Source organism: Paraburkholderia sp. J63, assembly GCF_905220245.1.
Lineage (GTDB): Bacteria > Pseudomonadota > Gammaproteobacteria > Burkholderiales > Burkholderiaceae > Paraburkholderia.
Map to the genome: position 1 here is coordinate 22,092 of NZ_CAJMZF010000012.1, position 25,335 is coordinate 47,426.

The window sequence follows — 25,335 nt, forward strand, 5'->3', positions numbered from 1 at the left end:
TGAAATCGGTGGCCGCTTCAATGACCGCCAAACGCGGTCACCGTGAAGAGCGGCAGGCCCGCTTCGGTAAGCAGCTTCGAGCCGCCCAGCTCCGGCAAGTCGATGATCGCCGCGCCCTCCACCACGCTCGCGCCAAGGCGCTCGAGTAGCAGCTTGCCCGCGAGCATAGTGCCGCCCGTGGCGATCAGGTCGTCGACGATCACGACGCGATCGCCCTTGCCGCAAGCGTCTTCGTGAATCTCGACCGTGGATTCGCCATATTCGAGCTTGTAGGTCTCCGAAACCGTTTTGTACGGCAGCTTGCCGATCTTGCGGATCGGAATGAAGCCCACGTTCAGCTCGTACGCAACGATCGGCCCGATGATGAAGCCGCGCGCGTCGAGGCCCGCGACGTAATCGAGCTTCGCATCGACATAGCGCTCGACGAACAGGTCGATCAGCACGCGCAGGCCCTTCGGGTCGCCAATGAGCGGCGTGATATCGCGGAATTGCACTCCCGGCTGCGGCCAGTCGGGCACCGTGCGGATCAGGCTGTTGACGAACTCAGAGGCATTGGCGCTCGCGTTCGCAGGTGCGTTGGACATGATTGCTCCGGGTAGTGGCAAAAATAAGGAACCGGGTTCGAGTAATCGGGGCAGGACCCCGAAAGCGTTACGTCGCGTACTGGGAAGTCCAGGGGCGCCGCGCGCTCAGACCGTCGCGCCCGCGCCGGCGGCGCCCGCCTTGCGGGGACGCGAGAGGCGCTCCTCGGCTTGCGCCAGTTGCTCGGGCAAACCGCGCAGCACCACGATGTCCGCTGCGCGCAGCTTCGTCGACGGGTCGGGTTCCACGCCGCGAATGCCGTGCCGGCGGATCGCCGTCACCTCCACGCCGAGGTCGAAGAGGCCCAGATCGGCGAGCGTGCGGCCCACAGCGTCGGCGCGCTCGTCGACCGGTACGGATTGTAGCCGCACCTGCTCGTGACCGTCCTCGCCCACATCGTCGGTGCCATGGAAGTAGCCGCGCAACAGGCTATAGCGCTCGTCGCGCATTTCTTCCACGCGCCGCACCACGCGGCGCATCGGCACGCCCATCAGCACGAGCATGTGCGAGGCGAGCATCAGGCTGCCCTCGACGATCTCGGGAATCACCTCGGTTGCGCCGGCCGCGAGCAGGCGCTCGAGATCGGCATCGTCCACGGTGCGCACGATCACGGGCAAAGTGGGCTCCAGTTCGTGAACGTGGTGCAGCACGCGCAGCGCGGACTGCGTGTTCGCGTAGGTGATCGCCACCGCCGCCGCACGGTGGATGCCCGCCGCCACGAGCGACTCGCGGCGCGCCGCGTCGCCGAACACCACCGACTCGCCCGCCGCCGCAGCAGCAGCCACGCGGTCGGGGTCGAGGTCGAGCGCCACGTACGAGAGCCCTTCATATTCGAGCATGCGCGCAAGGTTCTGCCCCGCGCGGCCATAGCCGCACACGATCACATGGCCGCTCTGCTTGATGCTCTGCGTGGCGATGCGCGTCATCATCAGCGACTGCTGCATCCATTCCGTCGACGACAGACGCAGCACGATGCGGTCGGCGTTCTGGATCAGGAACGGCGCCGCGAGCATCGAGAGCAGCATCGCGGCGAGAATCGCCTGGAGCAGCGTGGGATCGACGAGATGCTTGTCCAGAATGAGGTTCAGCAGCACGAAGCCGAATTCGCCGGCCTGCGCGAGACCGAGGCCCGTGCGCATCGCCACGCCCGGCGAGGCGCCAAAGAGACGCGTGAGCGCCGTGATGAGCACGGCCTTGAGCACGACCGGCCCGACCACGAACGCGGCCACCATGAACGGGTGCTGCCAGATCACGTGCGGATTGAGCAGCATGCCCGTGGTCACGAAGAACAGGCCGAGCAGCACGTCGCGAAACGGCTTGATGTCCTCTTCCACCTGATGCTTGTACGGCGTCTCGGCGATCAGCATGCCCGCGATGAACGCGCCGAGCGCGAGCGAGAGGCCGAATTTGTCGGTGATGAAGGCCGCGCCCAGCGTGACGAGCAGCACGTTCAGCACGAACAGCTCCTGCGAGCGCCGCCGCGCGACCACGTTGAACCAGCGCGTCATGAACTTCTGCCCGACGATGAGCAGGATGCCGAGCGCGAGCACGATCTTGATGGCGGCCATGCCGAGCGATTCGAACAGCGACGCCGACGAGCCCCCGAACGCCGCGATCACGATGAGGAGGGGCACCACGGCCAGATCCTGGAACAGCAGCACGCCGAGAATATTGCGGCCATGCTCGGACTCGATCTCCAGACGCTCCGCCAGCATCTTGCTCACGATGGCCGTCGACGACATCGCGAGCGCGCCGCCGAGCGCGATGCACGCCTGCCAGGTGATGTGCACCCACGGCCCGAGCACGAGCCCGACCGCGAGCGCGACCACGATGGTCCCCATCACCTGCGAAAGCCCGAGGCCGAACACGGCGCGCCGCATCGCACGCAATTTGGAAAGCGAGAACTCGAGGCCGATCGAGAACATCAGGAACACGACGCCGAACTCGGCCAGATTCTGCGCACCCGCCGTATTCGGCACGATGCCGAGCGCGCGCGGACCGACCAGAATGCCGACCGTGAGATAGCCGAGCATCGGCGGCAGGTTCAGATAACGGAACAGCACGACGCCAACCACCGAGGCGAGCAGCAGAAACAACGTCATTTCCAGCGGGGAGATCATCGTGTGAAGCGTCCTCTGTTGGCGTTGCCGGCAAAGCAAATTGTGCCCGCGCCGGTCGGGTCCATGATCGGCGCAAATCGGGATCTAAGGGAAGCACTGCGATACGGCGGAAGAAGACGCGCAAAAGCGGCAAAAGCCGGGACTTTCGCGCTGGGAGCGCCGGCGCGGCGCGCATACGCCTTTGCTATACTCCGCGAATGATAGCGAAAATCAATGGCGACCGGGCGCTGAAGCTAGCTCGCGACGTGCTCGACATCGAAGCCGACGCCGTGCGCGGGCTTCGCGACCAGCTCGACGACAGCTTCGTCGGCGCGGTCGATCTCATCCTCAGTTGCCGCGGACGCGTCGTCGTTTCCGGCATCGGCAAATCGGGTCATATTGCGCGCAAGCTCGCGGCCACACTGGCCTCCACGGGCACGCCGGCGTTCTTCGTGCACCCCGCCGAAGCGAGCCACGGCGACCTCGGCATGGTGACCGCCGACGACGTCTTCATCGGCCTGTCCAATTCGGGCGAATCGGAAGAGCTCGTGGCGATCCTGCCGCTCGTCAAGCGCATCGGCGCGAAGCTCATCGGCATGACGGGCAACCGCCCGCAGTCCACGCTCGGCAAGCTCTCCGACGTGCATCTGAATGCCGGCGTCGAGAAAGAGGCCTGTCCGCTCAATCTCGCGCCCACGGCGAGCACGACGGCGGCGCTCGCGCTCTCCGACGCGCTCGCGGTCGCGGTGCTCGACGCGCGCGGCTTCGGCGCCGACGACTTCGCGCGCTCCCATCCGGGCGGCGCGCTCGGCCGGCGCCTGCTCACTTACGTGCGCGACGTGATGCGCATGGGCGACGCCGTTCCGAAGGTGCGCGGCGACGCCACCGTGCGCGACGCACTATTCCAGCTCACCGCGAAGCGCATGGGCATGACGGCCATCGTCGACGAAAACGGCCACGTGGCCGGCATCTTCACCGACGGCGACCTGCGCCGCGTGCTCGAGCGCGCGGGCGATTTCCGCGATCTCGCGATCGCTCAGGTCATGACGAAAGGCCCGCGCACGATCGGTCCCGACCAACTTGCTGTCGAAGCCGTGGAACTGATGGAGCGCCACCGCATCAATCAGATGCTGGTGGTCGACGCCGAAGGCGTGCTCATCGGCGCACTCAACATGCATGACCTGTTCTCCAAGAAGGTGATCTGATGGCGGTTCCGGAGCTTGATGCGAACGCGCGCGCCGCGCGCGTGCGCTTGATGATTTTCGACGTCGACGGCGTACTCACCGACGGCGGCCTGCTGTTCACGGGCGCAGGCGACACCATGAAAGGCTTCAACTCGCTCGACGGCCACGGCGCGAAGCTCCTGCGCGAAGCCGGCATCGACACGGCCATCATCACCGGGCGCAAGTCCGACATCGTCGCCGTGCGCGCGAAAGAGCTGCGCATCACGCATCTCTATCAGGGCGTCGAGGACAAGCGCGTCGCGTTCGAAGCCTTGCTCGCCGAGACCGGCGTCACGCGCGAGCAATGCGGCTACATGGGCGACGACTGGCCCGACCTCGGCGTGATGCTCCAGTGCGGCTTCGGCGCGGCGCCCGCGAACGCCCATCCGGACGTGCTCGCGCGCGCCCACTGGGTCACCGACAAAACCGGCGGCCACGGCGCCGTGCGCGAAGTCACCGACCTGATCCTGCGCGCCCAGGGCCATTACGACGCGATGCTCGCGGCCGCCTGCTCGCCGCAATCGCCGCAATCGCCGCAATCCCAGCGCGGCGCGGAGCCCCGATGAGACCGCAGAAGTTCAGCCTCACCTCGCTCGTGCCGGTCGTCTGCGTGGCCGTGCTGGCCGGCTTCACCTGGTGGCTGATGCAGGCCGTCAAGCCGCGCGAGAGCGAACCGCCGCCGCGCCCGCTCACGCACACGCCCGATTATTTCGCCGATAACTTCTCGGTCTCCGAGCTCGACCAGTCGGGCTCCACGCAATACCGTCTGACCGCCCAGCACATGGTGCATTACGAGGATGACTCGAACAGCGACCTCACGATGCCCGCGGTGCGCGCGTTCCAGCCGGGCAAGCCGGTGGTCACGGCCACGGGCCTGCGCGGCACGGTCAACGGCGACGCCTCGATCGTCGATCTCTACGACAACGCGCGTATCCTGCGGGCCGCCGGCGCGGGCGACCCCGATATGCAGGCTGATTCCAAGCATTTCCGCGTGCTCGTGAACGACGATGTGATCCTGACCGAAAAGCCGGTTAAACTTCGTCGCGGCCAGTCGGTCATGACGGCCACCAGCGGCATGAACTACAACAACGTCACCCGGGTCATCCAGCTGTTCGGCAATGTCCGCGGCGCGATCGCCCCGGTTGACTCCGGCGGCTCGTCCTGATCCCCCGGGCCGTCCACCAAGGCACGACTGCATGAACGATTCGCTTCCCCGACCTTTGCCCGGCCGCCCGCTCGCGCAGGGCTGGCGCCGCGCTGCGTTGGCGGCGCTGACCGCACTCGCCGCCGCGCTCCCGCTCGCGGGCTTCGCGCCGGCCGCGCACGCCGAACGCGCCGACAAGGACAAGCCGCTCAATATCGAAGCGGACAACATGACGTATGACGACCTGAAGCAGCAGACCATTTTCACCGGCCACGTGGTCGCCACGAAAGGCACGATCCTGATCAAGGCCGACAAGCTTGTCGTCACGCAGGACCCGCAGGGCTACCAGTACGCCACCGGCACGGTGGCGCCGGGCACGCCGGACGCCAATCTCGCCTACTTCCGCCAGAAGCGCGAAGGCATCGACGAATACGTCGACGGCACGGCCGAGCGCATCGACTACGACGGCAAGCAGGATCTCACCACGCTCACCACGCGCGCGACGGTGCGCCGCCTGCAAGGTCTCTCGACGGTCATGGACACGGTCCACGGCAGCGTCATCACCTATGACGGCCAGAACGACTTCTACACCGCGAAGTCGGGCTCGGACGTCGCCGGCCCCGGCAATCCGAAGGGCCGCGTGCGCGCGATGCTCTCGCCGCGCAACGGCGGCGCGCAGCCGCTCGCCGGCGCGTCGGCCACGCTCGCGCCCGCCACGACACTGAAGGGAGCGCCGCAACAGTGAACATCGCCACCGCCTCCCCCATCCATCAGCGCACGGCCACGGGCAAGACGAGTTCGCTCGTCGTGCGCAACCTCAAGAAGCGCTATGGCTCGCGCACCGTCGTCAAGGACGTCTCGCTCGACGTGAAGAGCGGCGAAGTGGTCGGCCTGCTAGGCCCCAACGGCGCGGGCAAGACCACCTCGTTCTACATGATCGTGGGCCTCGTGCCACTCGACGCGGGCGAGATCGACCTCGACGGCGAGTCCATCAGCCTGTTGCCGATCCACAAGCGCGCGGCGCTCGGCCTGTCGTATCTGCCGCAGGAAGCGTCCGTGTTCCGCAAGCTCACGGTGGAGGAGAACATCCGCGCGGTGCTCGAGCTGCAGACCGACGAGCACGGCAAGCGCCTCTCGAAGGACGCCATCGCCACGCGCTCCGACGCGCTTCTCGACGAGCTCCAGATCGCGCACCTGCGCGACAATCCCGCGCTCTCGCTGTCGGGCGGCGAGCGCCGCCGCGTGGAAATCGCGCGCGCGCTGGCAACCGATCCGAGCTTCATTCTGCTCGACGAGCCGTTTGCGGGCGTCGATCCGATCGCCGTGCTGGAAATCCAGAAGATCGTGAAATTCCTCAAGCAGCGCAATATCGGCGTGCTGATCACGGACCACAACGTGCGCGAGACGCTCGGCATCTGCGACCACGCGTACATCATCAGCGACGGCAGCGTGCTCGCCGCGGGCGCGCCCGGCGAGATCATCGAGAACGAGAACGTTCGCCGCGTCTATCTGGGCGAGCACTTCCGCATGTAACAGGCCCCGCCCCGGGCGCGCCGGCTACACCGCCCGCGCCCGGAACGGCGCTTGCCGTACCCGGGCGAGCGCGGCGGGCCACACATGGCCGGCGACATGCCGGCTACCGCGTACCCCATTCCCCTGAGTTTTCCGTTGTGTTTGCCCGTTGGCGCCGGCCAGCGAAGCGCATGCGCCATGAAAGGCGCAGGCTCGCGCGCGAGCGTCGCGAACGCGCCTGTTTGCGCACCAAATTCGCCCCGGCGCCAGCCGCGCATTGCCGCGGAGCCCGCGCGTTTTCGCGAATGTTTCTTGGTATCGCGGGCGTGGCAAACTCTTTACAATGAATCGCACACTGCCATGAAAGCCAGCCTCCAACTCCGCCTCTCGCAGCACCTCGCGCTGACTCCACAGCTACAGCAATCCATCCGGCTGCTGCAGCTGTCGACGCTCGAACTGCAGCAGGAGGTCGCCACCGCCATCTCGCAGAACCCGCTGCTCGAGAACGAGGACGACTGGATCGCGAGCCCGCTGCGCGTGGCGGCGGACGGCTCGGTCATCGCCCAGCCGCCCACCTCCGCGGGCGCCGAGCCGATGCAGGGCGCGGGCAACGGCACGACGTCGTCGGGCAGCGGCAACGAAAGCGGCGAAGGCGAGCCGCGGGGCGTGGACGAATACGACGGCCTCGGCGGCGATGCGAACGGCGAGGCCAGCCAATGGAACCTCGACGACTACGGCCGCTCCGGCAGCGCCTCCGACGACGACGACCTGCCGCCGCTGCAAATCCACGAATCGACCACCACGCTGCGCGACCATCTGATGGCGCAGCTGCGCGAGACCAATGCGAGCCCGCGCGACCGCGCGCTCATTACGTTCCTGATCGAATCGCTCGACGAAGACGGCTACCTCTCGGCGACCTGCGAGGAAATTCTTGCCGATATCCCGGAAGAGCTCGAAGTCGATGGCGACGAACTGAACGCGGCGCTCGCGCTCCTGCACAGCTTCGACCCGGCGGGCGTGGGTGCGCGCTCGGCATCGGAATGCCTGAAGCTGCAATTGCTGCGTGTCAATTCGTCGCCCACGCGCACGCTCGCGCTCGAGATCGTGTCGAACCATCTGGAACTGCTGGCCGCGCGCGATTTCACGCGCTTGCGCAAGCAACTGAAGACCGGCGACGACGAATTACGCGATGCGCATACGCTGATCCGCTCGCTCGAGCCGTTTCCGGGCGCGGCCTACGGCAAGGCCGAAGCCGACTACGTGGTGCCGGACATCATCGTGAAGAAGACGGGCCAGAACTGGAACGCCGAACTCAATCCCGAGGTGGTGCCGAAGCTGCGCATCAACCATCTGTACGCCAACATCCTGCGCAACAACCGGGGCGACCCGGGCAGCGGGTCGCTGCGGCAGCAGTTGCAGGAAGCGCGCTGGCTCATCAAGAACATTCAGCAGCGCTTCGAAACGATCCTGCGCGTGGCGCAGGCCATCGTCGAGCGTCAAAAGAACTTTTTCGTGCACGGCGAGATTGCCATGCGCCCCTTGGTTTTGAGGGAGATTGCTGATACGCTGGGTCTACACGAATCTACTGTCTCGCGTGTGACAACCGGTAAATACATGCTGACTCCATTCGGGACACTTGAATTTAAGTACTTCTTCGGATCTCACGTTTCAACGGACACGGGTGGCGCCGCATCGTCCACCGCCATCCGGGCCCTCATCAAGCAACTCATAGGAGCCGAGAACACCAAATCCCCTCTTTCGGACAGCCGCATAGCCGAACTGCTGGCGGAACAGGGTTTCGTGGTTGCGCGACGCACCGTCGCGAAATACCGCGAAGCGCTGAAGATCCCGGCGGTCAATCTGCGCAAGTCTCTTTAGGCCTGTTCCGGTCTTTACGGAATGGGCATTTTCCGGCCGCGGCGCCAGTTGGCGGAGATGGCCGGCCGCGCTAGCCCCCTCGTAACGGCCTTTCGGGGAGCCATACGACCTGGGGCAAGTCAGTCGACCGGCACAGCCGCGCTTCACGCGTCACGCGGCCAATAGCCTGGAGAAGCACTATGAATCTGAAGATCAGTGGACACCATCTCGAAGTAACGCCAGCGTTGCGAGAATATGTGATCACCAAACTAGATAGGGTGCTAAGACATTTCGATCAGGTCATCGATGGCAATGTGGTCCTCTCGGTCGACAACCATAAGGAAAAGGACAAGAGACAGAAGGTTGAAGTGAACCTTCATCTGAAAGGCAAGGATATCTTTGTGGAGAGCGCGAACGGCGACATGTATGCCGCCATCGATCTCGTGGTCGACAAGCTCGATCGCCAGGTCGTGCGTCACAAGGATCGCCTGCAGGGGCATCAGCACGAGTCGCTCAAGTATCAGCCGGCCGCGCCGATCGAAGTCCCGCCGCAGTGATGCGCTGAATGCCGGGGCTGCCGATGCGGCCCCGCTTGAAGGCGCAAGCGAAGCCGCCCCTGCCGGGCGGCTTTTTTGATCGTTGCCCGGCATAAATGGGCGTAAGTGAGCATGAACGGGCGGCATCGAACGGTGCTCGCAGGTGCAACCAGGCAACAATGGTTGCGCCGATGCATGGCGCATCGCACCATCGGCCAGTACGCTTGTTCTATAATGGTCCAGTCGCTTTTGGGGTAATACGTCCCCATGGTCCCGGCACCGCGCTGGTTGAGCCAGGCGAGGCGCCGGCTGCGCAGGGTTTCTCTTGCGCGCAACGGCATGCCGCCTCGCGCATCAGCTGCGCCGGTTGTCGGTGTGAGGAGCATTCAGGCCACGTTTTCGCCTGCCAACATGAATCGTTTAGCCAAAATACTTCCCATCGAGAACGTCGTCGTCGGCCTGTCCGTTACCAGCAAGAAACGCGTCTTCGAGCAAGCGGGCCTGATCTTCGAAAACCAGAACGGCATTGCCCGCAGCACGGTTACCGACAATCTGTTCGCGCGCGAGCGCCTTGGCTCCACCGGCCTCGGTGAAGGCGTGGCCATTCCGCACGGACGCATCAAGGGCCTGAAGCAGCCGCTCGCCGCATTCGTGCGTCTTGCCGAGCCGATTCCCTTCGAAGCGCCGGACGGCCAGCCCGTCTCGCTCCTCATCTTCCTGCTCGTGCCGGAACAGGCCACGCAGCAGCACCTTGAAATTCTGTCCGAGATCGCCCAACTGCTGTCGGATCGCGAAACACGCGAGCGGCTGCACACGGAGGAGGATCGCGAGACGTTGCATCGTCTGCTCACCCAGTGGCAATCTTGATGTAACGCGCGGGCCAGGATGTCACTCGTGGCTTTTCGCGCACTTTGCGCCAGGACTCATGGACACTTCCAGCATCAACGCCCAAAGCATCTTCGACGACAACGCCACCACGCTGAAGCTTAGCTGGCTGACGGGGCACGAAGGCTGGGAACGCGGCTTTTCGGCCGAAACGGTGGCAACGGCGACGGCAAGTGCCGACCTCGTCGGCCACCTGAACCTGATCCACCCGAACCGCATCCAGGTGCTCGGCGACGCCGAGGTCCACTACTACCAGCGTCAAACCGACGAAGACCGCTCGCGCCATATGGCCGAGTTGATCGCACTGGAGCCGCCGTTCCTCGTGGTCGCCGACGGCATGAGCGCGCCGCCCGAACTGGTGCTGCGCTGCACGCGCTCCTCGACGCCGCTGTTCACGACGCCCATGTCGGCGGCCACGGTCATCGACAGCCTGCGCCTCTACATGTCGCGCATCCTCGCGCCGCGCGCGACGCTGCATGGCGTGTTCCTCGACATTCTCGGCATGGGCGTGCTGCTCACCGGCGACTCGGGCCTCGGCAAGAGCGAGCTCGGGCTCGAACTCATCAGCCGCGGCCATGGTCTCGTCGCCGACGACGCCGTCGATTTCGTGCGCCTCGGCCCCGATTTTGTCGAAGGCCGCTGTCCGCCGCTGCTGCAGAACCTGCTCGAAGTCCGCGGCCTGGGTCTGCTCGACATCAAGACGATCTTCGGTGAAACAGCCGTGCGCCGGAAGATGAAGCTCAAGCTCATCGTGCAACTGGTGCGCCGCCCCGACGGCGAATTCCAGCGCCTGCCGCTGGAAAGCCAGACCGTGGACGTGCTCGGCCTGCCCATCAGCAAGGTCACGATCCAGGTGGCGGCGGGCCGCAACCTGGCGGTGCTCGTCGAGGCCGCGGTGCGCAACACGATCCTGCAACTGCGCGGCATCGACACGCTGCGCGACTTCATGGACCGCCAGCGCCTCGCCATGCAGGACCCCGACAGCCAGTTCCCCGGCAAGCTGATCTGACCGCCGCCCGGCCACGGCGCACGCCCGTGGCCCCGGAGCGTCATCACCGCTGCGCAGATCGGATGCTATGATGACCCAATCGGGTTCATCCACTTTCCCATGCGTATCATCCTGATCACCGGCATCTCGGGTTCCGGCAAGTCAGTGGCGCTCAATGCGCTCGAAGACGTCGGCTATTTTTGCGTCGACAATCTGCCACCGCGCTTTTTGCCACAGCTCGCCCAATATCTTTCCGAAGACGGCTACGAACGTCTCGCGGTTGCGATCGACGCGCGCTCGAGTTCCTCGTTCGAGGACATGCCCGAGATGATCCGCGACCTCGCGCGCGAGCACGACGTGCGCGTGCTGTTCCTCAATGCGAGCACGCAATCGCTGATCCAGCGCTTTTCCGAGACGCGCCGCCGCCATCCGCTCTCCGGGTCCGTCACGCACGACGCCAACGTCGGCATGCTCAAGTCGCTGGAAGAAGCGATCGAGCACGAGCGCGAACTGGTCGCGAATCTCGCCGAATTCGGCCATCAGGTCGATACGAGCAACCTGAGCGCCAACGCGCTGCGCCAGTGGATCAAGGTGTTCGTCGAAGGCGGCCGCGGCTCGCTCATGCTCACCTTCGAATCGTTCGGCTTCAAGCGCGGCGTACCGCTCGACGCGGACCTCGTGTTCGACGTGCGCACGCTGCCGAACCCGCATTACGACGCCCGTCTGCGGCCGCTCACCGGGCTCGATGAACCCGTGATCGAGTTTCTGAACGCACAGCCGGCCGTCCACGCCATGATCGACGACATCTACGGGTTCGTCGCGAAGTGGCTGCCGCATTTTCGCGACGACAACCGCAGCTATCTGACCGTGGCGATCGGCTGCACCGGCGGCCAGCATCGCTCGGTCTACATTGCCCAGACGCTCGCCACGCGCTTCGCGGGCGAGTCGAACGTCATCGTGCGTCACCGCGACGCGCCACTCGACGTCGGAGAATCGTCCCGGCTAATCGCCTAACCGGCCGCATCGCGCGGCCTTAACCGAAAGCGTTGCGCCATGTCCTCTTCTCCTGCCGTGCTCGCCGATTTGCCGCTGTTTCCGCTGCATACGGTGCTCTTCCCTGGCGGCCTGCTGCCGCTGAAGATCTTCGAAGCGCGTTATCTGGACATGGCGAGCGAATGCCTGCGCGAAAAAACGCCGTTCGGCGTATGTCTGCTCAAGAGCGGCGCCGAAGTCGCGCAACCCGACGAAACCGCGGCGGTGCCTGAAACCGTGGGCTGTCTCGCCGAAATCGAGCAATGCGAAGTCGAGACGTTCGGCATGCTGTACATCCGCGCGCACGGCACGCGGCGCTTCCGCCTGCTCTCCCATCGCGCGCAAGCCGACGGCCTGCTGGTCGGCATGGCCGAGCCGCTACCCGACGACATTCCACTCGAAGGCTCCGATCGTCTCGCGCGCTTCGGCGCCTGTGCGGAGGTGCTCGATCGCATCATCGCGACGATACGCGAGCGCGACCCGGCGAGCCTGCCGTTCGCGGAGCCATTCCGCTTCGACGACCCCTCGTGGGTTTCGAACCGCCTCGCGGAAGTGCTGCCGATCGCATTGCGCGCGCGTCAGAAGCTGATGGAGCTTGACGACGCCGGTGCGCGCATCGACGTCGTCCATCACTACATGCAGCAGCATCAACTGCTCTGACGCGGACTTCGTCGGACTTCATCGCCTGGCTTTTTGGCCAAGCTAGCGCCCGCGTTCGTGCTTCAGATCAACGAGCCGCGCAAGCCATCGAGCAGCTTGCGCACCGGCGCGGGCACGCCGTAAGCATCGATCTCGCGCAACGCAACCCACACCGTTTCCCCCTCGTTCGCCGCCAGCATCGCGCCCTTGTGCTCGAGCTCGACCACGCGCGGCTCGATGTCGAGCTTGAAGTGCGTGAACGTGTGCGTGAGCGGCGCGAGCGGCGAGGCCTTCGCGGTTGCGCCGAAGGTCAGCGCGCGATCGGCCAGCGCCGCTTCGCCGGCGGCTTCTGGCAGGCTCCAGAGTCCGCCCCAGATGCCCGTGGGCGGGCGCTTCTCCAGCATCACCGCATCGCCGTCGAGCAGCACGAGCATCCACGTGCGCCGCGTGGGCACCGCCTTCTTCGGACGCGAGGCGGGCAACTGACGTTGACGGCCCGTCGTCTTCGCCACGCAATCGCCGGCGAACGGGCAGCGCTCGCAATCGGGCTTGCCGCGCGTGCAGAGCGTCGCGCCGAGATCCATCAGGCCTTGCGTATAGGCGCTCACGTCGGCGTCGCTGGCATCGGCATCGGGCACGAGCGACTCGGCGAGCGTCCACATCGCGTTCTCCACGCGCTTCTCGCCAGGAAAACCTTCCACGCCGAACACGCGCGCCAGCACGCGCTTCACGTTGCCGTCGAGGATCGTCGCGCGCGCACCGAACGCGAACGACGCGATCGCCGCCGCCGTCGAGCGGCCGATGCCGGGCAGCTCGGCGAGCCCTTCGACCGTCGACGGAAACCGGCCGCCGTGCTCCTCGGTCACCACCTGCGCGCATCGATACAGATTGCGCGCGCGCGAGTAGTAGCCGAGCCCGGCCCAGAGCGCCATCACGTCGTCGATGGGCGCGGCGGCCAGCGCCTCGACAGTGGGAAAGCGCTCGAGAAATCGGGCGTAGTACGGAATCACCGTGGAAACCTGCGTCTGCTGCAGCATGATTTCCGAGAGCCAGATGCGATAGGGATCGCGCGTGTTCTGCCACGGCAGATCGTGGCGGCCATGCTCGCGCTGCCACGCGATCAGGCGCGGCGCGAAGCTCGCGAGCAGCGCGGCGGGATAGGTGCCGGGAGCGAGTTTTTCGGTGGAAGCGGATGAAAGATACATGAAAGAGCTTGCAGGAAAGGCTTGCAGAATAGCTTGAAATCAGCGCTGACAGCGCGGACAGAAATAGGTGGACCGCTGGCCCTGCACGATCTGCTTGATCGGCGTGCCGCATACGCGGCAGGGCTGGCCCGCGCGGTCGTAGACGAAATATTCGAGCTGAAAGTACCCGCTTTCGCCGTTGCTGCCGACGAAGTCGCGCAGCGTGCTGCCGCCCTTCTCGATCGCCGAGGCCAGCACGGCGCGCACGGCGTCCGCGAGCAATTCGTAGCGCGCGAGCGAGACGCGGCCCGCGGGCGTGGTCGGCCGGATGCCCGCGCGAAAAAGGCTTTCCGATGCGTAGATATTGCCGACGCCCACCACGATGTCGCCGGCGAGCAGCGCCTGCTTGACAGAAACCTTGCGGCCACGCGTCTCGCGAAACAGCAGCGCGCCCGAGAATGCGCTCGCGAACGGCTCGATGCCGAGATTCGCGAGGAGCGCATGGCCGAGCACGTCGCCCGCCTCGCGCGGATGCCAGAGCACGGCGCCGAAGCGGCGCGGGTCGCGAAAGCGCAGCGTGAAGTCGTCGAAGAGCCAGTCGACGTGATCGTGCTTTTCGGCCGCCGGCGGCTTTGGAAGATTGCGTAACACGCGCAGGGTGCCGGTCATGCCAAGATGCACGATGAACCAGCCCTCGTCGATCTCGAACAGCAGATACTTGCCACGTCGGCCCACGGAACGGATCGTGCGCCCACGCAGCGTGCGGGCGAGCGTGGCCGGCACGGGCCAGCGCAGGGCCGGATTGCGCACGTCGACGCGCTCGACGCGGCGGCCCGCGACCCATGGCTCGATGCCCCTGCGGGTCACTTCAACTTCTGGCAGTTCTGGCATGTCTAAGAGGGGATCAGGTTGTGCCGGAACGATTCCGGCGAGCGTAGCAGGGCTGGTCTGCAACTTGCGTCATCGTTGTGCGCGTATTGTATCCAGCGCGTTACAATCGACCGAAACATTCGACGGAATTCCATGGAACTGTCTTTCGTAAAGCTGTTTGCGAAGCGCTCGGCTCAAGGGTCCAAGGCGGGCTCCCAAGCGGGCTCCAGAACGGCGGCGCCGCGTCTGCGCGATGCACTCCAACTGCGTGCGTTCGGGCCCCGGCGCCTGCTCGGCGCGGCGGTGCTCGCGGCCTGGGCGTTGACCACGTCGAGCGCCTATGCACAGGATCAGGCCCCTGACACGGACGACACTTCCGTCACCATGCCGGACGCCTTCGGTCCCGCCTCGCCGGACGAGATGAAGGACCTGCCGAGCGTCCCGCTCACGAGCCAGATCGTATTCCAGGTGCTCGCCGCCGAAATCGCGCTGCAGCGCGATCAGCCGGCGCCGGCCTATCAGACCTATCTCGCGCTCGCGCGCGACACGCACGACCCGCGCATGGCGCAGCGTGCGACGGAAATCGCGCTGGCCGCGCAAAGCCCGACCGACGCGCTCACCGCCGTGCAGCTCTGGCAGCAGTACGCGCCGGATTCGGAGCGTGCGGCCCAGCTCGACGCGTCGCTGCTCGTGCTCTCCGGCAAGCCCGCCGACGCGCAGCCGCTGCTCGCGCGCGAGCTGGCGCGCGTGCCGGCCGACAGCCGCGGCCAGGCGCTGCTCTCGCTGCAATTGCTGCTCTCGCGCGGCCCGAACCGCTCGGGCGGCCTCGACACGCTCAAGGCGCTGCTCAAGGACGACATGAACCGCCCCGAGGCGCAGCTCGCCATCGGCCGCCAGGAGCTGCTCGCCGACGACGTGCCCGCCGCGCGCAAGTCGTTCGAGCAGGCGCTCGCCATCAAGCCCGACTATCTGCCCGCCGCGCTGATGCTCGCGCAGATGGGGCCGGAGGAGCGCCAGGAAGGGACCGCGTCGATCGAGAAGTACGTTCAGCAGAACCCCAAGTCGCGCGAAGGGCGCCTGGCGCTCGCGCAAACCTACCTCGCCTCCGACCGCCTCGACGACGCGAAGAAGCAGTTCGAAATCCTGCACAAGGCCAACTCGTCGGACCTGATGCCGCTGATGGCGCTCTCGCTCATCGACGTGCAGCAGAAGAAGTACGACGAAGCGAAGCAATATCTGATTCAGTACTCGCAGGCGGCGGAGAAAACGCCGGGCGCGGATCCGGGCCAGGGCTATATCTACCTCGCGCAGATTGCCGCCGAGCAGAAGGACGACGCGGGCGCGCAGCAGTGGCTCGACAAGATTCAGCCCAACAGCCAGCAATACGTGCCCGCGCAGATCACGCGCGCGCAGATGCTCGACAAGCAGGGCAAGGTCGACGACGCACGCCGTCAGCTCGCGAGCATCCAGGCCGACGATCCGCGCGACCAGGCGCTGATCGCGCGCACGGACGCCGCGATCCTGTTCGACGCGAAGCGCTATCCGGAGGCCGAGGCGCGCCTCGCCCAGGCCACCGCCGACTTCCCGGACGACCCCGATCTCACCTATGACTACGCAATGGCCGCCGAAAAGACGGGGCATTACGACATCATGGAAGCGCAGCTGCGCAAGCTGATCAAGACGCAGCCCGACAACCCGCAGGCCTACAACGCGCTCGGCTACTCGCTCGCGGACCGCAATCTGCGCCTGCAGGAAGCGGACAAGCTCGTCGAAAAAGCCTCGGCGCTCGCCCCGGACGACGCGTTCATCATGGACAGCGTGGGCTGGGTGAAGTACCGCATGGGCGACAACAGCGACGCCATCAAGCTATTGCGCCGGGCCTACAGCCTGCAGCCGAACGCCGAAATCGGCGCGCACCTCGGCGAGGTGCTGTGGAAGAACGGCGACCAGGCCGGCGCACGCGAAGCCTGGCGCGAGGCGCGCAAGCTCGAACCCGACAACGACACACTCCTGAAGACGCTCAAGCGCTTCCAGGTCAACGATCTCTGATGGCTGAATCTCCTCTGCATTCCCGCCCTTCGTCCGCCACGGCCGGCGCATCTGCCAGCTCCTTCTCGCGTCTGATCCGCCGGCCGGCGCTGGGCGTGATGGCGGTCGCGCTGCTCGCCGGGTCGCTCACGCTCGCGGGCTGCGCGACGCAACCGCCGCACGAGCCGTCCACCGCGCGCGCCACGACTTCGCTCACGACGCAAACGAATCGCGCCTACCACGGCCGCTTCGCCGTTCAGTACAACGACCAGAACGGTCAGCAGCGCAACGCTTACGGCAATTTCGACTGGCGCGAAACCGACTCGACCGTGACGCTGCAACTGCTCAATCCGCTTGGGCAGACGCTTGCCGTCGTCACGTCGTCGCCGGCCGAGGCCACGCTCGAACTGCCGAACAAGCAGCCGCTCACCGCCGACAACGTCAGCACGCTGATGCAGCAGGCGCTTGGGTTCGCGCTGCCCGTGGAAGGCTTGCGCTACTGGCTGCAACCGTCGGTCGCGCCCACGTCGCGCGCACACACCACGCCCGACCCGCAAGATCCGCAGCGCCTCTCGCAGATCCAGCAGGACGGCTGGACCATCGACTATCTCGCTTACGCCGACGCACCCGCCACTGGCGTCAAGCGCGTGAATCTCACGCGCGAGGATCCGCCGCTTCAGATCAAGCTCGTGCTCGACCAATAAAGGAATCGCGCGCGGCGGTGACGTGCGCGATGCGCGTGTCGCCGCTCGGCGCTCACCCAGCACCATGACCGAAACCCAGGACTCGCTGCGCGACTGCCTCGCGCCCGCGAAACTCAATCTTTTCCTGCACATCACGGGCCGCCGGCCCAACGGCTATCACGACCTGCAGACCGTCTTCCAGTTGCTCGACTGGGGCGACACGCTGCATTTCACGCGTCGCGCCAACGGCCGCATCACGCGCACGACGGAAGTCGAAGGCGTGCCGGCCGAGCACGACCTCACCGTGCGCGCCGCGACGTTGCTCAAGCAACATACGGGCACGAGCGAAGGCGTCGAGATCGATATCGAGAAGCGTTTGCCGATGGGCGCGGGTCTTGGCGGCGGCAGCTCGGATGCGGCCACCACGCTGCTCGCGCTCAATCGCCTCTGGAAACTCAGTCTGCCGCGCGAGGAACTGCAGGCGCTCGCGCTCAAGCTGGGCGCCGATGTGCCGTTCTTCGTGTACGGAAAAAATGCGTTCGCCGAGGGTGTTGGGGAGGCGCTGGAGGCTGTACAATTGCCGACGCGTCATTTTTTGGTCGTGACGCCGCGGGTTCATGTTCCTACTGCTGAAATTTTTTCAGAAAAGTCGTTGACAAGGGACACAAGGGCCTGCACAATAGCAGTCTTTCTTGCACAGCATGCAACGCAAAACGGATGGCCAGACAGCTTCGGCCAAAACGATATGCAAGCGGTTGTCGCAGGAAAATACGCGGAAGTAGCGCAGGTGCTCAGATGGTTTGAGAACGTCTCGAACAGCATCGCACCAGCGCGGATGACCGGGTCGGGCGCCAGTGTTTTTGCAGCGTTCGCCAGTCGGGCTGAAGCAGAAGCGGCGCAAGCGCAGCTTCCGGCAGACTGGAGAAGCGCAGTGACCTCGAGCCTGGACAAGCATCCACTCTTCGCTTTCGCGGCATAGTTTTGCGTGGCTGATCGCTCTACCGGTCAGTCAGGCTCGAAGTTGAGTGTAGGGGAGTCGCCAAGTTGGTTAAGGCACCGGATTTTGATTCCGGCATGCGAGGGTTCGAGTCCTTCCTCCCCTGCCAAAAATTCTAAAGCAGTTCACCCAAGTAGTTCCTCTCGCCCCCCAAGTCCGCAGCAGGTGCATGATGAGCAGCCATGACGGCCTGATGGTTTTTACTGGCAACGCCAATCCCGCGCTTGCACAGGAAGTCGTCAAGATCCTCGGTATTCCCCTCGGTAAGGCTATGGTTAGCCGCTTCTCCGACGGTGAGATCCAGGTCGAAATCCAGGAAAACGTGCGCGGCAAGGACGTCTTCGTCCTCCAGTCGACCTGCGCGCCGACGAACGACAACCTGATGGAACTGATGATCATGGTCGATGCGCTCAAGCGCGCATCCGCCGGCCGGATCACCGCAGCCATCCCCTACTTCGGCTATGCCCGTCAAGACCGCCGCCCCCGTTCGGCGCGCGTCGCCATCTCGGCGAAGGTCGTAGCGAACATGCTGGAAATCGCGGGCGTCGAGCGGATCATCACGATGGATCTGCACGCTGACCAGATCCAGGGTTTCTTCGATATTCCCGTCGACAACATCTACGCAACGCCCGTGCTGCTCGGCGATCTGCGCAAGCAGAACTACGAGAACCTGCTGGTCGTTTCGCCGGACGTCGGCGGCGTGGTGCGCGCCCGTGCGCTCGCCAAGCAACTGAATTGCGACCTCGCGATCATCGACAAGCGTCGTCCGAAGGCGAACGTCGCCGAAGTGATGAACATCATCGGTGAAGTCGAAGGCCGCACCTGCGTGATCATGGACGACATGGTCGACACCGCCGGCACGCTCTGCAAGGCAGCGCAGGTGCTCAAGCAACGCGGTGCGAAGAAGGTGTTCGCGTACGCCACGCACCCGGTGCTCTCGGGCGGCGCGGGCGAGCGCATCGCGGCGTCGGAACTCGACGAGCTGGTCGTGACCGACACGATTCCGCTGGGCGCCGAAGCCCGCTCGTGCGCAAAGATCCGTTCGCTTACGAGCGCGGGTCTGCTGGCAGAGACGTTCTCGCGTATCCGTCGCGGCGACTCGGTGATGTCGCTGTTCGCGGAAAGCTAAAAAGATTCGCGCCAAAGCGCGGCATTCGCAAGGGTGCCGCGCTTTGGTGTAATCGGCGCAAGCGGACGAAGGTTTGCGCCGTATCGTTGGGGGCCTTCCGGCAAATCGCCTAAATGGCCCCGTTTTATTTACTGCCTGGTCGCGGGCAGTGCATTAACTGAGAACATCCATGAAAGTCATCGCTTTCGAACGCAATCTGCAAGGTACGGGTGCGAGCCGCCGCCTGCGCAATGCTGGCAAGACGCCGGGCATCGTTTACGGTGTCGGCGCCGAGCCGCAACTGGTCGAGCTCGACCACAACGCGCTGTGGCACGCCCTGAAGAAGGAAGCCTTCCACTCGTCGATTCTCGACCTCGAAGTGGCCGGCAAGTCGCAGCAGGTGCTGCTGCGCGACGTGCAATACCACCCGTTCCGTCAGCTCGTGCTGCACGTGGACTTCCAGCGCGTTGACCCGAACAAGAAGATCCACACGAAGGTGCCGCTGCACTTCCTGAACCAGGAAACCAACCCGGCCGTCAAGCTGGGTGGCGCGATCATCTCGCACGTTCTGGCTGAAGTCGAAGTTCAGTGCCTGCCGGGCCAACTGCCGGAATTCCTCGAAGTCGACCTCGCGAAGATCGAAGCCGGCCAATCGCTGCACGCCAAGGACATCACGCTGCCCGCAGGCGTGACGCTGGTCCCGCACGTCGAAGCCGAAAACCCGGTGGTCGCTTCGGCACCGGTGCCGGCTGGCGCACAAGCTGCTGCTGAAGGCGAAGAAGCCCCGGCTGCAGAGTAAGCGCAGAGCAACAAATAAGCTGATCCTCTCGATCCGTTTCAAAGAAACGGACGACGTGACCCGCCGCGGTTCGCCCCGGCGGGTTTTTTTTCGCAGTTTTTTCGTACACTTGGCGATTGCTCTACTCATCCAGCAAGCGGAACACCCAACATGATCAGGTTGATCGTCGGGCTCGGCAATCCGGGCGCCGAATACACGGCAACGCGCCATAACGCGGGCTTCTGGCTCGTGGACCAGCTCGCGCGCGAAGCGGGGACGACGCTGCGCGACGAGCGGCGTTTCCACGGCCACTATGCGAAGGCGCGCCTCTATGGCGAGGAAGTGCATCTGCTCGAGCCGCAGACCTATATGAACCGCTCGGGGCAGTCGGTCGTCGCGCTCGCGAACTTCTTCAAGATCCTGCCCGACGAGATCCTCGTCGCGCACGACGAGCTCGATCTGGCGCCCGGCACCGTCAAGCTCAAGCTCGGCGGCGGCAGCGGCGGCCACAACGGCCTGAAGGACATTTCGGCGCATCTGTCGACGCAGCAATACTGGCGTCTGCGCATCGGCATCGGCCATCCGCGCGACCTGATTCCCGAAGGCGCGCGCGCCGGCGCCAAGCCCGACGTCGCGAACTTCGTGCTCAAGCCGCCGCGCCGCGAGGAGCAGGACGTGATCGACGCCTCGATCGAGCGCGCGCTCGCCGTCATGCCCACCTTCGTGAAGGGCGAGGCCGAGCGAGCGGTCATGCAGTTGCATCGCAACGGCTGATCTTCGCGCGCGCGATGCGTGGCGCGCGCATTTTCAGCAGGCCATCTCGAAACATTTCGAAGCATGGAAGGAGAGCGTTTTGAGTCGTTACTGGAGTGACATCGTCCACCGCCTCGTGCCCTATGTGCCGGGCGAGCAGCCCGCGCTCGCGAAGCCGGTGAAGCTCAACACCAACGAGAACCCCTACCCGCCCTCCCCGCGCGTGCTCGAAGCGATCCGCGCCGAGCTCGGCGAAACCGCCGAGTCGCTGCGGCGCTATCCCGATCCCGTGGCGAAGGGGCTGCGTGCCGCGGTGGCGAGGCACCACGGCATCCGCGCCGATCAGGTGTTCGTGGGCAACGGCTCCGACGAAGTGCTCGCGCACGCCTTCCAGGCGCTGCTCAAGCACGACCAGCCGATCCTCTTTCCCGACATCACCTACAGCTTCTATCCGACCTACGCGCGTCTTTACGACGTCGAGTACCGCACGATGCCGCTCGATGCGCAGTTCGCGATCCGCGTCGACGACTATCTGCCGGCCAACGGTGCCGCGAACGGCGGCGTGATCTTCCCGAACCCCAACGCGCCCACCGGCCACGCGCTGCCGCTCTCAGAGATCGAGCGTCTCGTGACGGCGAATGCCGATTCGGTCGTGATCGTCGATGAGGCCTATGTGGATTTCGGCGCGGAGTCGGCGATCGCGCTGATCGACCGCTATCCGAATCTGCTCGTCGTGCACACGACGTCGAAATCGCGCTCGCTCGCGGGCATGCGCGTGGGCTTCGCGTTCGGCCACGCCGATCTGATCGACGCGCTCAACCGTGTGAAGGACAGCTTCAACTCGTATCCGCTCGACCGCCTCGCGCAAGCGGCGGCGACGGCTGCCTACGAGGACGCCGCATGGCTCGAGCGTACCCGCCAGCGCGTCATGACGAGCCGCGAGCGGCTGACGGCCTCGCTCGCGGCGCTGGGCTTCGAGGTCGTGCCTTCGGCGGCCAATTTCGTGTTCGCGAAGCATCCCGCGCACGATGCGGCGCAACTCGCCGCGAAACTGCGCGAGAAGGAGATCTTCGTGCGCCACTTCAATGCGCCGCGCGTGAATCAGCACCTGCGCATCTCGATCGGCACCGACGATGAATGCGACACGCTGGTCGAGGCCTTGAAAGCGATCGTCGGCTAAAAGACCCGCAAGAAATGAAAAAACGCGCCTCAGCGAGGCGCGTTTTCTATTTCTGCACGGCTTTTACGGCAGCCGACGCTTCAAGCGTTCTTCTCCGCCGTGAGCGCCTGATACTTCTCCATCAGCTGCTCGTGCGACTCCACGTGTTCCGGGTTTTTCGGAATGCACTCGACCGGGCAGACCTGGATGCACTGCGGCTCGTCGAAATGGCCGACGCACTCGGTGCACTTCTTCGGGTCGATCACGTAGATTTCCGGGCCCATCGAGATTGCGTCGTTGGGGCACTCGGGCTCGCAGACGTCGCAATTGATGCACTCGTCGGTAATCATCAGGGCCATACTACTCTCGCGTTTCCCTTCAAAAACAAGACATTATAGCGCCGCGGCCCGCGCCTTGCCGGGCCTTCGAGGCGCGCGGCCGCTTCACCAAACGAAACGAAGCGAAGGAAAGCGCGGCGCAACACGCAACACGCCGCACGCCGCACGCCGCACGCCGCTCAAGCTTGCGTCAGGCCGGCCCGCCGAGCGAGGCCACCTTGTCCTGGAGCCGCTTTTCCACCGACGGAAACACGAACTTGCTGACATCGCCGCCCAATTGGGCGATTTCGCGCACGATCGTGCCCGAAATAAACTGGTATTGATCCGACGGGGTCATGAACATCGTTTCGACGTCGGGCAGCAGGTAGCGGTTCATGCCCGCCATCTGGAACTCGTATTCGAAGTCCGAGACGGCGCGCAGGCCGCGCACGATCACGCGCGCGTTGTTGTTGCGCACGAAATCCTTGAGCAGGCCCTTGAAGCTCATCACCTGCACGTTCGGATAGTGGCCGAGCACCTCATGCGCAATCTCGAGCCTTTCTTCGAGCGAGAAGAACGGCTTCTTGTTGCGGCTGTCGGCAACACCGACCACCAGCGTGTCGAAAATGCTCGACGCGCGCCGCACGAGATCTTCGTGACCGCGCGTGAGCGGATCGAACGTACCGGGGTACACGGCGACTACCATGAGGCTTCTCCTCTCAACAGAAATGGGGCGCAATGTGCGGCCGATGTGCCGCCTGCGCGAGTGCCTGCGTGGCGCCCAAAGCCGCCCGCCTGCCTCTTTATCGAACGCGCATTATTCCTCATTTTCGCGCTGCAGCAAATGATAGCGGACCGCCCCGGCCTTGCCTTCGCGCACCACGGTCCAGCCCGCCAGCACGGGCTGCGTCGCGGGATCCACGCTCTCGCCCGACTCCACGTAGAGCCAGCCATCGGGCGCGACGAGCGGCGCGGCCAGTTCGAGCGAACGCGCGAGCAACGCGGCGTCGCCGAACGGCGGATCGATGAACACGACGTCGAACGAGCCCGGCGCGAGATTGGCGGCGAGGCGCAGCGCATCGGCTTCGGCGACCTCGATCGTGCGGGCGGCAAGGTGCGTCTGGTTCGCGCGCAGTTGCGCGGCGGCGCGCGCATTGCGCTCGACCATCACGACGCGCTCGGCGCCGCGCGACGCCGCTTCGAAGCCGAGCGCGCCGCTGCCCGCGAACAGGTCGAGGCAGCGCAGGCCGTCGAGTCGCTGGCCGAGCCAGTTGAAGAGCGTTTCGCGCACGCGGTCGGGCGTGGGCCGCAGGCCCTCGAGATCGAGCACCGGCAGCGGCGTGCGCTTCCAGTCGCCGCCAATGATGCGGATCGTGTGCGTGCCGCCGGCGCGGTTGGGTTTTGCGCCGGCTTGTGCACTGGATTTCGCGCCGGCTTGTGCACCATGCGCTGCGCGGGCGCCCTGCGGGCGCGGGGAGGATGAACGGGGCATGCGTTTTTTTGCTGAGTGTATCGGTACCGATGTGCGTCGGCGGGCGCCAGTCGGGCAGCCCACATGACGCTGTGCGCCATGCGGGCAAACGCCGCGCCGGCCAATGCGCGAACGTTACCACAGGGCCGGGCGCGCGCTGGGATGGGTAGCGCACGCCGGCCGCCACGACGCACCCGGAGGCGCCTGATAAAATGACGTGTTTTCCACGCGTTGCCCGCTTGAGCTACGTCGATGACCGTCCCTCGGTCAGACCAGCAGCGCGTTTTCCTCACACCAGACCATGTTCAGTTTCTTTAAACGACTCCGGGGCTCGAAGGGCGCCGGGAATGAGGCGGCCGAAACGGACGCTTTGCCCGACGCTTCGCTCGACGCAGCAGCCGAGCCCGACGAAGCAAGCGCAGAGGCGCCGTCCCCCGCTGCCGAGCCGTCCGCGCCGTCCGCACGCGTTCAGGCTCCGGCGAGCGCTGCCGCGCCCCAGGCCGCCGCACCGCAAGCGCTGGAGAACGAGTTCGAAGCCGTCGAAATCGTCCCGCCGCCCGCGCTCGACGCCAACGCGAAGAAGTCGTGGCTCTCGCGCCTGAAGTCGGGGCTTTCGAAAACGGGCTCGAACATCCAGAGCATCTTCGTCAACGCGAAGATCGACGACGACCTCTACGAAGAGCTCGAGACCGCGCTGCTGATGTCCGACGCCGGCGTCGACGCCACCGAATACCTGCTGGAGACGCTGCGCCAGAAGGTGCGCGCCGAGCGCCTGACCGACGCCCAGCAAGTGAAGGACGCGCTGCGCCAGTTGCTCGTCGACCTGCTCAAGCCGCTCGAAAAGTCGCTGATGCTGGGCCGCGCGCAGCCGCTCGTGATGATGATCGCGGGCGTGAACGGCGCGGGCAAGACCACGAGCATCGGCAAGCTCGCGAAGCATCTGCAGCGCTTCGACCAGAGCGTGCTGCTCGCCGCCGGCGACACGTTCCGCGCCGCCGCGCGCGAGCAGCTTTCGATCTGGGGCGAGCGCAACAACGTGACGGTCGTGCAGCAGGAAAGCGGCGACCCGGCCGCCGTGATTTTCGATGCGGTGAGCGCGGCGCGCGCGCGCGGCATCAACGTGGTGATGGCCGATACGGCGGGCCGGCTGCCCACGCAATTGCACCTCATGGACGAGCTCAAGAAGGTCAAGCGCGTGATCGGCAAGGCGTTCGACGGCGCGCCGCACGAAGTGCTGCTCGTGATCGACGCGAACACGGGCCAGAACGCGCTCACCCAGGTGAAGGTGTTCGACGACGCGCTCGGCCTGACCGGCCTCATCGTCACGAAGCTCGACGGCACCGCGAAGGGCGGCATCCTCGCCGCCATCGCGCGTCAGCGTCCGATTCCGGTGTACTTCATCGGCGTGGGCGAGAAGGTCGAGGACCTGCAGCCGTTCGTGGCCGAGGAATTCGCGGACGCGCTGCTGGGGAACTGATCCCGCATCCTTT

Annotated in this window: 26 protein-coding genes and 1 tRNA gene; 20 read left to right on the forward strand and 7 right to left on the reverse strand. The window is 65.5% G+C overall.

Annotation, left to right across the window (positions count from 1 at the left end; genetic code table 11):
- Window positions 1–17: 17 nt before the first annotated feature.
- Window positions 18–584 (reverse strand): adenine phosphoribosyltransferase, encoded by a 567-nt coding sequence (locus U5775_RS15045; RefSeq protein WP_322058920.1) that lies wholly within the window; start codon window positions 582–584, stop codon window positions 18–20.
- Window positions 585–689: 105 nt separating this feature from the next.
- The gene (locus U5775_RS15050) at window positions 690–2,702 is read right to left on the reverse strand and encodes a cation:proton antiporter (RefSeq protein ID WP_322058921.1); all 2,013 of its coding nucleotides are present in this window, start codon (window positions 2,700–2,702) and stop codon (window positions 690–692) included.
- 197 nt (window positions 2,703–2,899) lie between these two features.
- On the opposite strand from U5775_RS15050, the gene kdsD reads away from it, so the two are divergent.
- The 11 genes from kdsD to U5775_RS15105 all read left to right on the forward strand — a co-directional run bounded on the left by kdsD (window position 2,900) and on the right by U5775_RS15105 (window position 12,518).
- Window positions 2,900–3,886: an arabinose 5-phosphate isomerase KdsD gene (gene kdsD / locus U5775_RS15055; protein ID WP_322058922.1), complete on the forward strand. Its 987-nt coding sequence runs from the start codon at window positions 2,900–2,902 to the stop codon at window positions 3,884–3,886.
- Window positions 3,886–4,470, forward strand: coding sequence for an HAD family hydrolase (locus U5775_RS15060; RefSeq protein ID WP_322058923.1), 585 nt, complete (start codon window positions 3,886–3,888; stop codon window positions 4,468–4,470). Before kdsD ends, U5775_RS15060 begins: the two co-directional genes overlap by 1 nt.
- The gene (gene lptC / locus U5775_RS15065; RefSeq protein ID WP_322058924.1) at window positions 4,467–5,069 is read left to right on the forward strand and encodes an LPS export ABC transporter periplasmic protein LptC; all 603 of its coding nucleotides are present in this window, start codon (window positions 4,467–4,469) and stop codon (window positions 5,067–5,069) included. The genes U5775_RS15060 and lptC overlap by 4 nt, the downstream gene beginning before the upstream one ends.
- A 31-nt stretch (window positions 5,070–5,100) precedes the next feature.
- The gene (gene lptA, locus U5775_RS15070; RefSeq protein ID WP_322058925.1) at window positions 5,101–5,793 is read left to right on the forward strand and encodes a lipopolysaccharide transport periplasmic protein LptA; all 693 of its coding nucleotides are present in this window, start codon (window positions 5,101–5,103) and stop codon (window positions 5,791–5,793) included.
- Between the two features lie 20 nt (window positions 5,794–5,813).
- Window positions 5,814–6,581, forward strand: coding sequence for an LPS export ABC transporter ATP-binding protein (gene lptB, locus U5775_RS15075; protein WP_322059070.1), 768 nt, complete (start codon window positions 5,814–5,816; stop codon window positions 6,579–6,581).
- A gap of 339 nt (window positions 6,582–6,920) precedes the next feature.
- Complete coding sequence (locus U5775_RS15080; RefSeq protein ID WP_322058926.1) at window positions 6,921–8,438, forward strand: RNA polymerase factor sigma-54; 1,518 nt, start codon at window positions 6,921–6,923, stop codon at window positions 8,436–8,438.
- 179 nt (window positions 8,439–8,617) lie between these two features.
- Window positions 8,618–8,974 (forward strand): ribosome hibernation-promoting factor, HPF/YfiA family, encoded by a 357-nt coding sequence (gene hpf / locus U5775_RS15085; protein ID WP_028219970.1) that lies wholly within the window; start codon window positions 8,618–8,620, stop codon window positions 8,972–8,974.
- 318 nt (window positions 8,975–9,292) lie between these two features.
- Entirely contained in the window at window positions 9,293–9,820 is a 528-nt protein-coding gene (gene ptsN / locus U5775_RS15090) for a PTS IIA-like nitrogen regulatory protein PtsN (protein ID WP_322059071.1), read from the forward strand.
- A 58-nt stretch (window positions 9,821–9,878) separates the two neighbouring features.
- Complete coding sequence (hprK, locus tag U5775_RS15095) at window positions 9,879–10,847, forward strand: HPr(Ser) kinase/phosphatase (protein WP_322058927.1); 969 nt, start codon at window positions 9,879–9,881, stop codon at window positions 10,845–10,847.
- A 99-nt stretch (window positions 10,848–10,946) separates the two neighbouring features.
- A complete protein-coding gene (gene rapZ / locus U5775_RS15100; protein ID WP_322058928.1) occupies window positions 10,947–11,840 on the forward strand; it encodes an RNase adapter RapZ in 894 nt (297 codons plus the stop codon).
- Window positions 11,841–11,879: 39 nt separating this feature from the next.
- Complete coding sequence (locus U5775_RS15105; RefSeq protein WP_322058929.1) at window positions 11,880–12,518, forward strand: LON peptidase substrate-binding domain-containing protein; 639 nt, start codon at window positions 11,880–11,882, stop codon at window positions 12,516–12,518.
- A gap of 62 nt (window positions 12,519–12,580) precedes the next feature.
- On the opposite strand, the gene mutY is transcribed toward U5775_RS15105, so the two are convergent.
- On the reverse strand, window positions 12,581–13,702 hold the full coding sequence (gene mutY / locus U5775_RS15110) for an A/G-specific adenine glycosylase (RefSeq protein ID WP_322058930.1): 1,122 nt from the start codon (window positions 13,700–13,702) through the stop codon (window positions 12,581–12,583).
- A 39-nt stretch (window positions 13,703–13,741) separates the two neighbouring features.
- On the reverse strand, window positions 13,742–14,572 hold the full coding sequence (gene mutM / locus U5775_RS15115; RefSeq protein ID WP_322058931.1) for a bifunctional DNA-formamidopyrimidine glycosylase/DNA-(apurinic or apyrimidinic site) lyase: 831 nt from the start codon (window positions 14,570–14,572) through the stop codon (window positions 13,742–13,744).
- Between the two features lie 132 nt (window positions 14,573–14,704).
- Between mutM and U5775_RS15120 the strand changes: the two genes are divergently transcribed.
- The 8 genes from U5775_RS15120 (at window position 14,705) to hisC (ending at window position 22,078) form a co-directional block, all read left to right on the forward strand.
- Window positions 14,705–16,600, forward strand: coding sequence for a tetratricopeptide repeat protein (locus U5775_RS15120; RefSeq protein ID WP_322058932.1), 1,896 nt, complete (start codon window positions 14,705–14,707; stop codon window positions 16,598–16,600).
- A 98-nt stretch (window positions 16,601–16,698) separates the two neighbouring features.
- Window positions 16,699–17,283: a lipoprotein insertase outer membrane protein LolB gene (lolB, locus tag U5775_RS15125; protein ID WP_322059072.1), complete on the forward strand. Its 585-nt coding sequence runs from the start codon at window positions 16,699–16,701 to the stop codon at window positions 17,281–17,283.
- A gap of 64 nt (window positions 17,284–17,347) precedes the next feature.
- Window positions 17,348–18,241, forward strand: a complete 894-nt coding sequence (gene ispE, locus U5775_RS15130; RefSeq protein WP_322058933.1) for a 4-(cytidine 5'-diphospho)-2-C-methyl-D-erythritol kinase — start codon at window positions 17,348–17,350, stop codon at window positions 18,239–18,241.
- 50 nt (window positions 18,242–18,291) lie between these two features.
- A tRNA-Gln gene (locus U5775_RS15135) sits at window positions 18,292–18,368 on the forward strand.
- Between the two features lie 63 nt (window positions 18,369–18,431).
- Complete coding sequence (locus U5775_RS15140; RefSeq protein ID WP_322059073.1) at window positions 18,432–19,388, forward strand: ribose-phosphate pyrophosphokinase; 957 nt, start codon at window positions 18,432–18,434, stop codon at window positions 19,386–19,388.
- Between the two features lie 169 nt (window positions 19,389–19,557).
- Window positions 19,558–20,166: a 50S ribosomal protein L25/general stress protein Ctc gene (locus tag U5775_RS15145; protein WP_322058934.1), complete on the forward strand. Its 609-nt coding sequence runs from the start codon at window positions 19,558–19,560 to the stop codon at window positions 20,164–20,166.
- A gap of 150 nt (window positions 20,167–20,316) precedes the next feature.
- Entirely contained in the window at window positions 20,317–20,919 is a 603-nt protein-coding gene (pth, locus tag U5775_RS15150) for an aminoacyl-tRNA hydrolase (protein ID WP_322058935.1), read from the forward strand.
- Window positions 20,920–20,998: 79 nt separating this feature from the next.
- On the forward strand, window positions 20,999–22,078 hold the full coding sequence (gene hisC / locus U5775_RS15155) for a histidinol-phosphate transaminase (protein WP_322058936.1): 1,080 nt from the start codon (window positions 20,999–21,001) through the stop codon (window positions 22,076–22,078).
- An 80-nt stretch (window positions 22,079–22,158) separates the two neighbouring features.
- Here the strand turns inward: hisC and U5775_RS15160 are convergent, their stop codons facing one another.
- From U5775_RS15160 to rsmD, 3 genes are all read right to left on the reverse strand, one after another.
- Window positions 22,159–22,416, reverse strand: a complete 258-nt coding sequence (locus U5775_RS15160; RefSeq protein WP_322058937.1) for a YfhL family 4Fe-4S dicluster ferredoxin — start codon at window positions 22,414–22,416, stop codon at window positions 22,159–22,161.
- Between the two features lie 169 nt (window positions 22,417–22,585).
- Window positions 22,586–23,080 (reverse strand): pantetheine-phosphate adenylyltransferase, encoded by a 495-nt coding sequence (gene coaD / locus U5775_RS15165; protein ID WP_133196127.1) that lies wholly within the window; start codon window positions 23,078–23,080, stop codon window positions 22,586–22,588.
- A 111-nt stretch (window positions 23,081–23,191) separates the two neighbouring features.
- Window positions 23,192–23,866, reverse strand: coding sequence for a 16S rRNA (guanine(966)-N(2))-methyltransferase RsmD (gene rsmD / locus U5775_RS15170; protein ID WP_322058938.1), 675 nt, complete (start codon window positions 23,864–23,866; stop codon window positions 23,192–23,194).
- Window positions 23,867–24,146: 280 nt separating this feature from the next.
- Here rsmD and ftsY point away from each other — a divergent pair, with 280 nt between their 5' ends.
- Window positions 24,147–25,322 carry a signal recognition particle-docking protein FtsY gene (gene ftsY, locus U5775_RS15175; protein WP_322058939.1) on the forward strand — a complete coding sequence of 392 codons (1,176 nt, stop codon included), beginning with the start codon at window positions 24,147–24,149 and terminating at the stop codon, window positions 25,320–25,322.
- The last annotated feature ends 13 nt before the right edge of the window (window positions 25,323–25,335 follow it).

Coding starts and splice junctions, on each gene's coding strand:
- U5775_RS15045 (WP_322058920.1), bottom strand. CDS start 584: ATGTCCAACGCACCTGCGAACGCGAGCGCCAATGCCTCTGAGTTCGTC.
- U5775_RS15050 (WP_322058921.1), bottom strand. CDS start 2,702: ATGATCTCCCCGCTGGAAATGACGTTGTTTCTGCTGCTCGCCTCGGTG.
- kdsD (WP_322058922.1), top strand. CDS start 2,900: ATGATAGCGAAAATCAATGGCGACCGGGCGCTGAAGCTAGCTCGCGAC.
- U5775_RS15060 (WP_322058923.1), top strand. CDS start 3,886: ATGGCGGTTCCGGAGCTTGATGCGAACGCGCGCGCCGCGCGCGTGCGC.
- lptC (WP_322058924.1), top strand. CDS start 4,467: ATGAGACCGCAGAAGTTCAGCCTCACCTCGCTCGTGCCGGTCGTCTGC.
- lptA (WP_322058925.1), top strand. CDS start 5,101: ATGAACGATTCGCTTCCCCGACCTTTGCCCGGCCGCCCGCTCGCGCAG.
- U5775_RS15080 (WP_322058926.1), top strand. CDS start 6,921: ATGAAAGCCAGCCTCCAACTCCGCCTCTCGCAGCACCTCGCGCTGACT.
- hpf (WP_028219970.1), top strand. CDS start 8,618: ATGAATCTGAAGATCAGTGGACACCATCTCGAAGTAACGCCAGCGTTG.
- ptsN (WP_322059071.1), top strand. CDS start 9,293: ATGCCGCCTCGCGCATCAGCTGCGCCGGTTGTCGGTGTGAGGAGCATT.
- hprK (WP_322058927.1), top strand. CDS start 9,879: ATGGACACTTCCAGCATCAACGCCCAAAGCATCTTCGACGACAACGCC.
- rapZ (WP_322058928.1), top strand. CDS start 10,947: ATGCGTATCATCCTGATCACCGGCATCTCGGGTTCCGGCAAGTCAGTG.
- U5775_RS15105 (WP_322058929.1), top strand. CDS start 11,880: ATGTCCTCTTCTCCTGCCGTGCTCGCCGATTTGCCGCTGTTTCCGCTG.
- mutY (WP_322058930.1), bottom strand. CDS start 13,702: ATGTATCTTTCATCCGCTTCCACCGAAAAACTCGCTCCCGGCACCTAT.
- mutM (WP_322058931.1), bottom strand. CDS start 14,572: ATGCCAGAACTGCCAGAAGTTGAAGTGACCCGCAGGGGCATCGAGCCA.
- U5775_RS15120 (WP_322058932.1), top strand. CDS start 14,705: ATGGAACTGTCTTTCGTAAAGCTGTTTGCGAAGCGCTCGGCTCAAGGG.
- lolB (WP_322059072.1), top strand. CDS start 16,699: ATGGCGGTCGCGCTGCTCGCCGGGTCGCTCACGCTCGCGGGCTGCGCG.
- ispE (WP_322058933.1), top strand. CDS start 17,348: ATGACCGAAACCCAGGACTCGCTGCGCGACTGCCTCGCGCCCGCGAAA.
- U5775_RS15140 (WP_322059073.1), top strand. CDS start 18,432: ATGAGCAGCCATGACGGCCTGATGGTTTTTACTGGCAACGCCAATCCC.
- U5775_RS15145 (WP_322058934.1), top strand. CDS start 19,558: ATGAAAGTCATCGCTTTCGAACGCAATCTGCAAGGTACGGGTGCGAGC.
- pth (WP_322058935.1), top strand. CDS start 20,317: ATGATCAGGTTGATCGTCGGGCTCGGCAATCCGGGCGCCGAATACACG.
- U5775_RS15160 (WP_322058937.1), bottom strand. CDS start 22,416: ATGGCCCTGATGATTACCGACGAGTGCATCAATTGCGACGTCTGCGAG.
- coaD (WP_133196127.1), bottom strand. CDS start 23,080: ATGGTAGTCGCCGTGTACCCCGGTACGTTCGATCCGCTCACGCGCGGT.
- rsmD (WP_322058938.1), bottom strand. CDS start 23,866: ATGCCCCGTTCATCCTCCCCGCGCCCGCAGGGCGCCCGCGCAGCGCAT.
- ftsY (WP_322058939.1), top strand. CDS start 24,147: ATGTTCAGTTTCTTTAAACGACTCCGGGGCTCGAAGGGCGCCGGGAAT.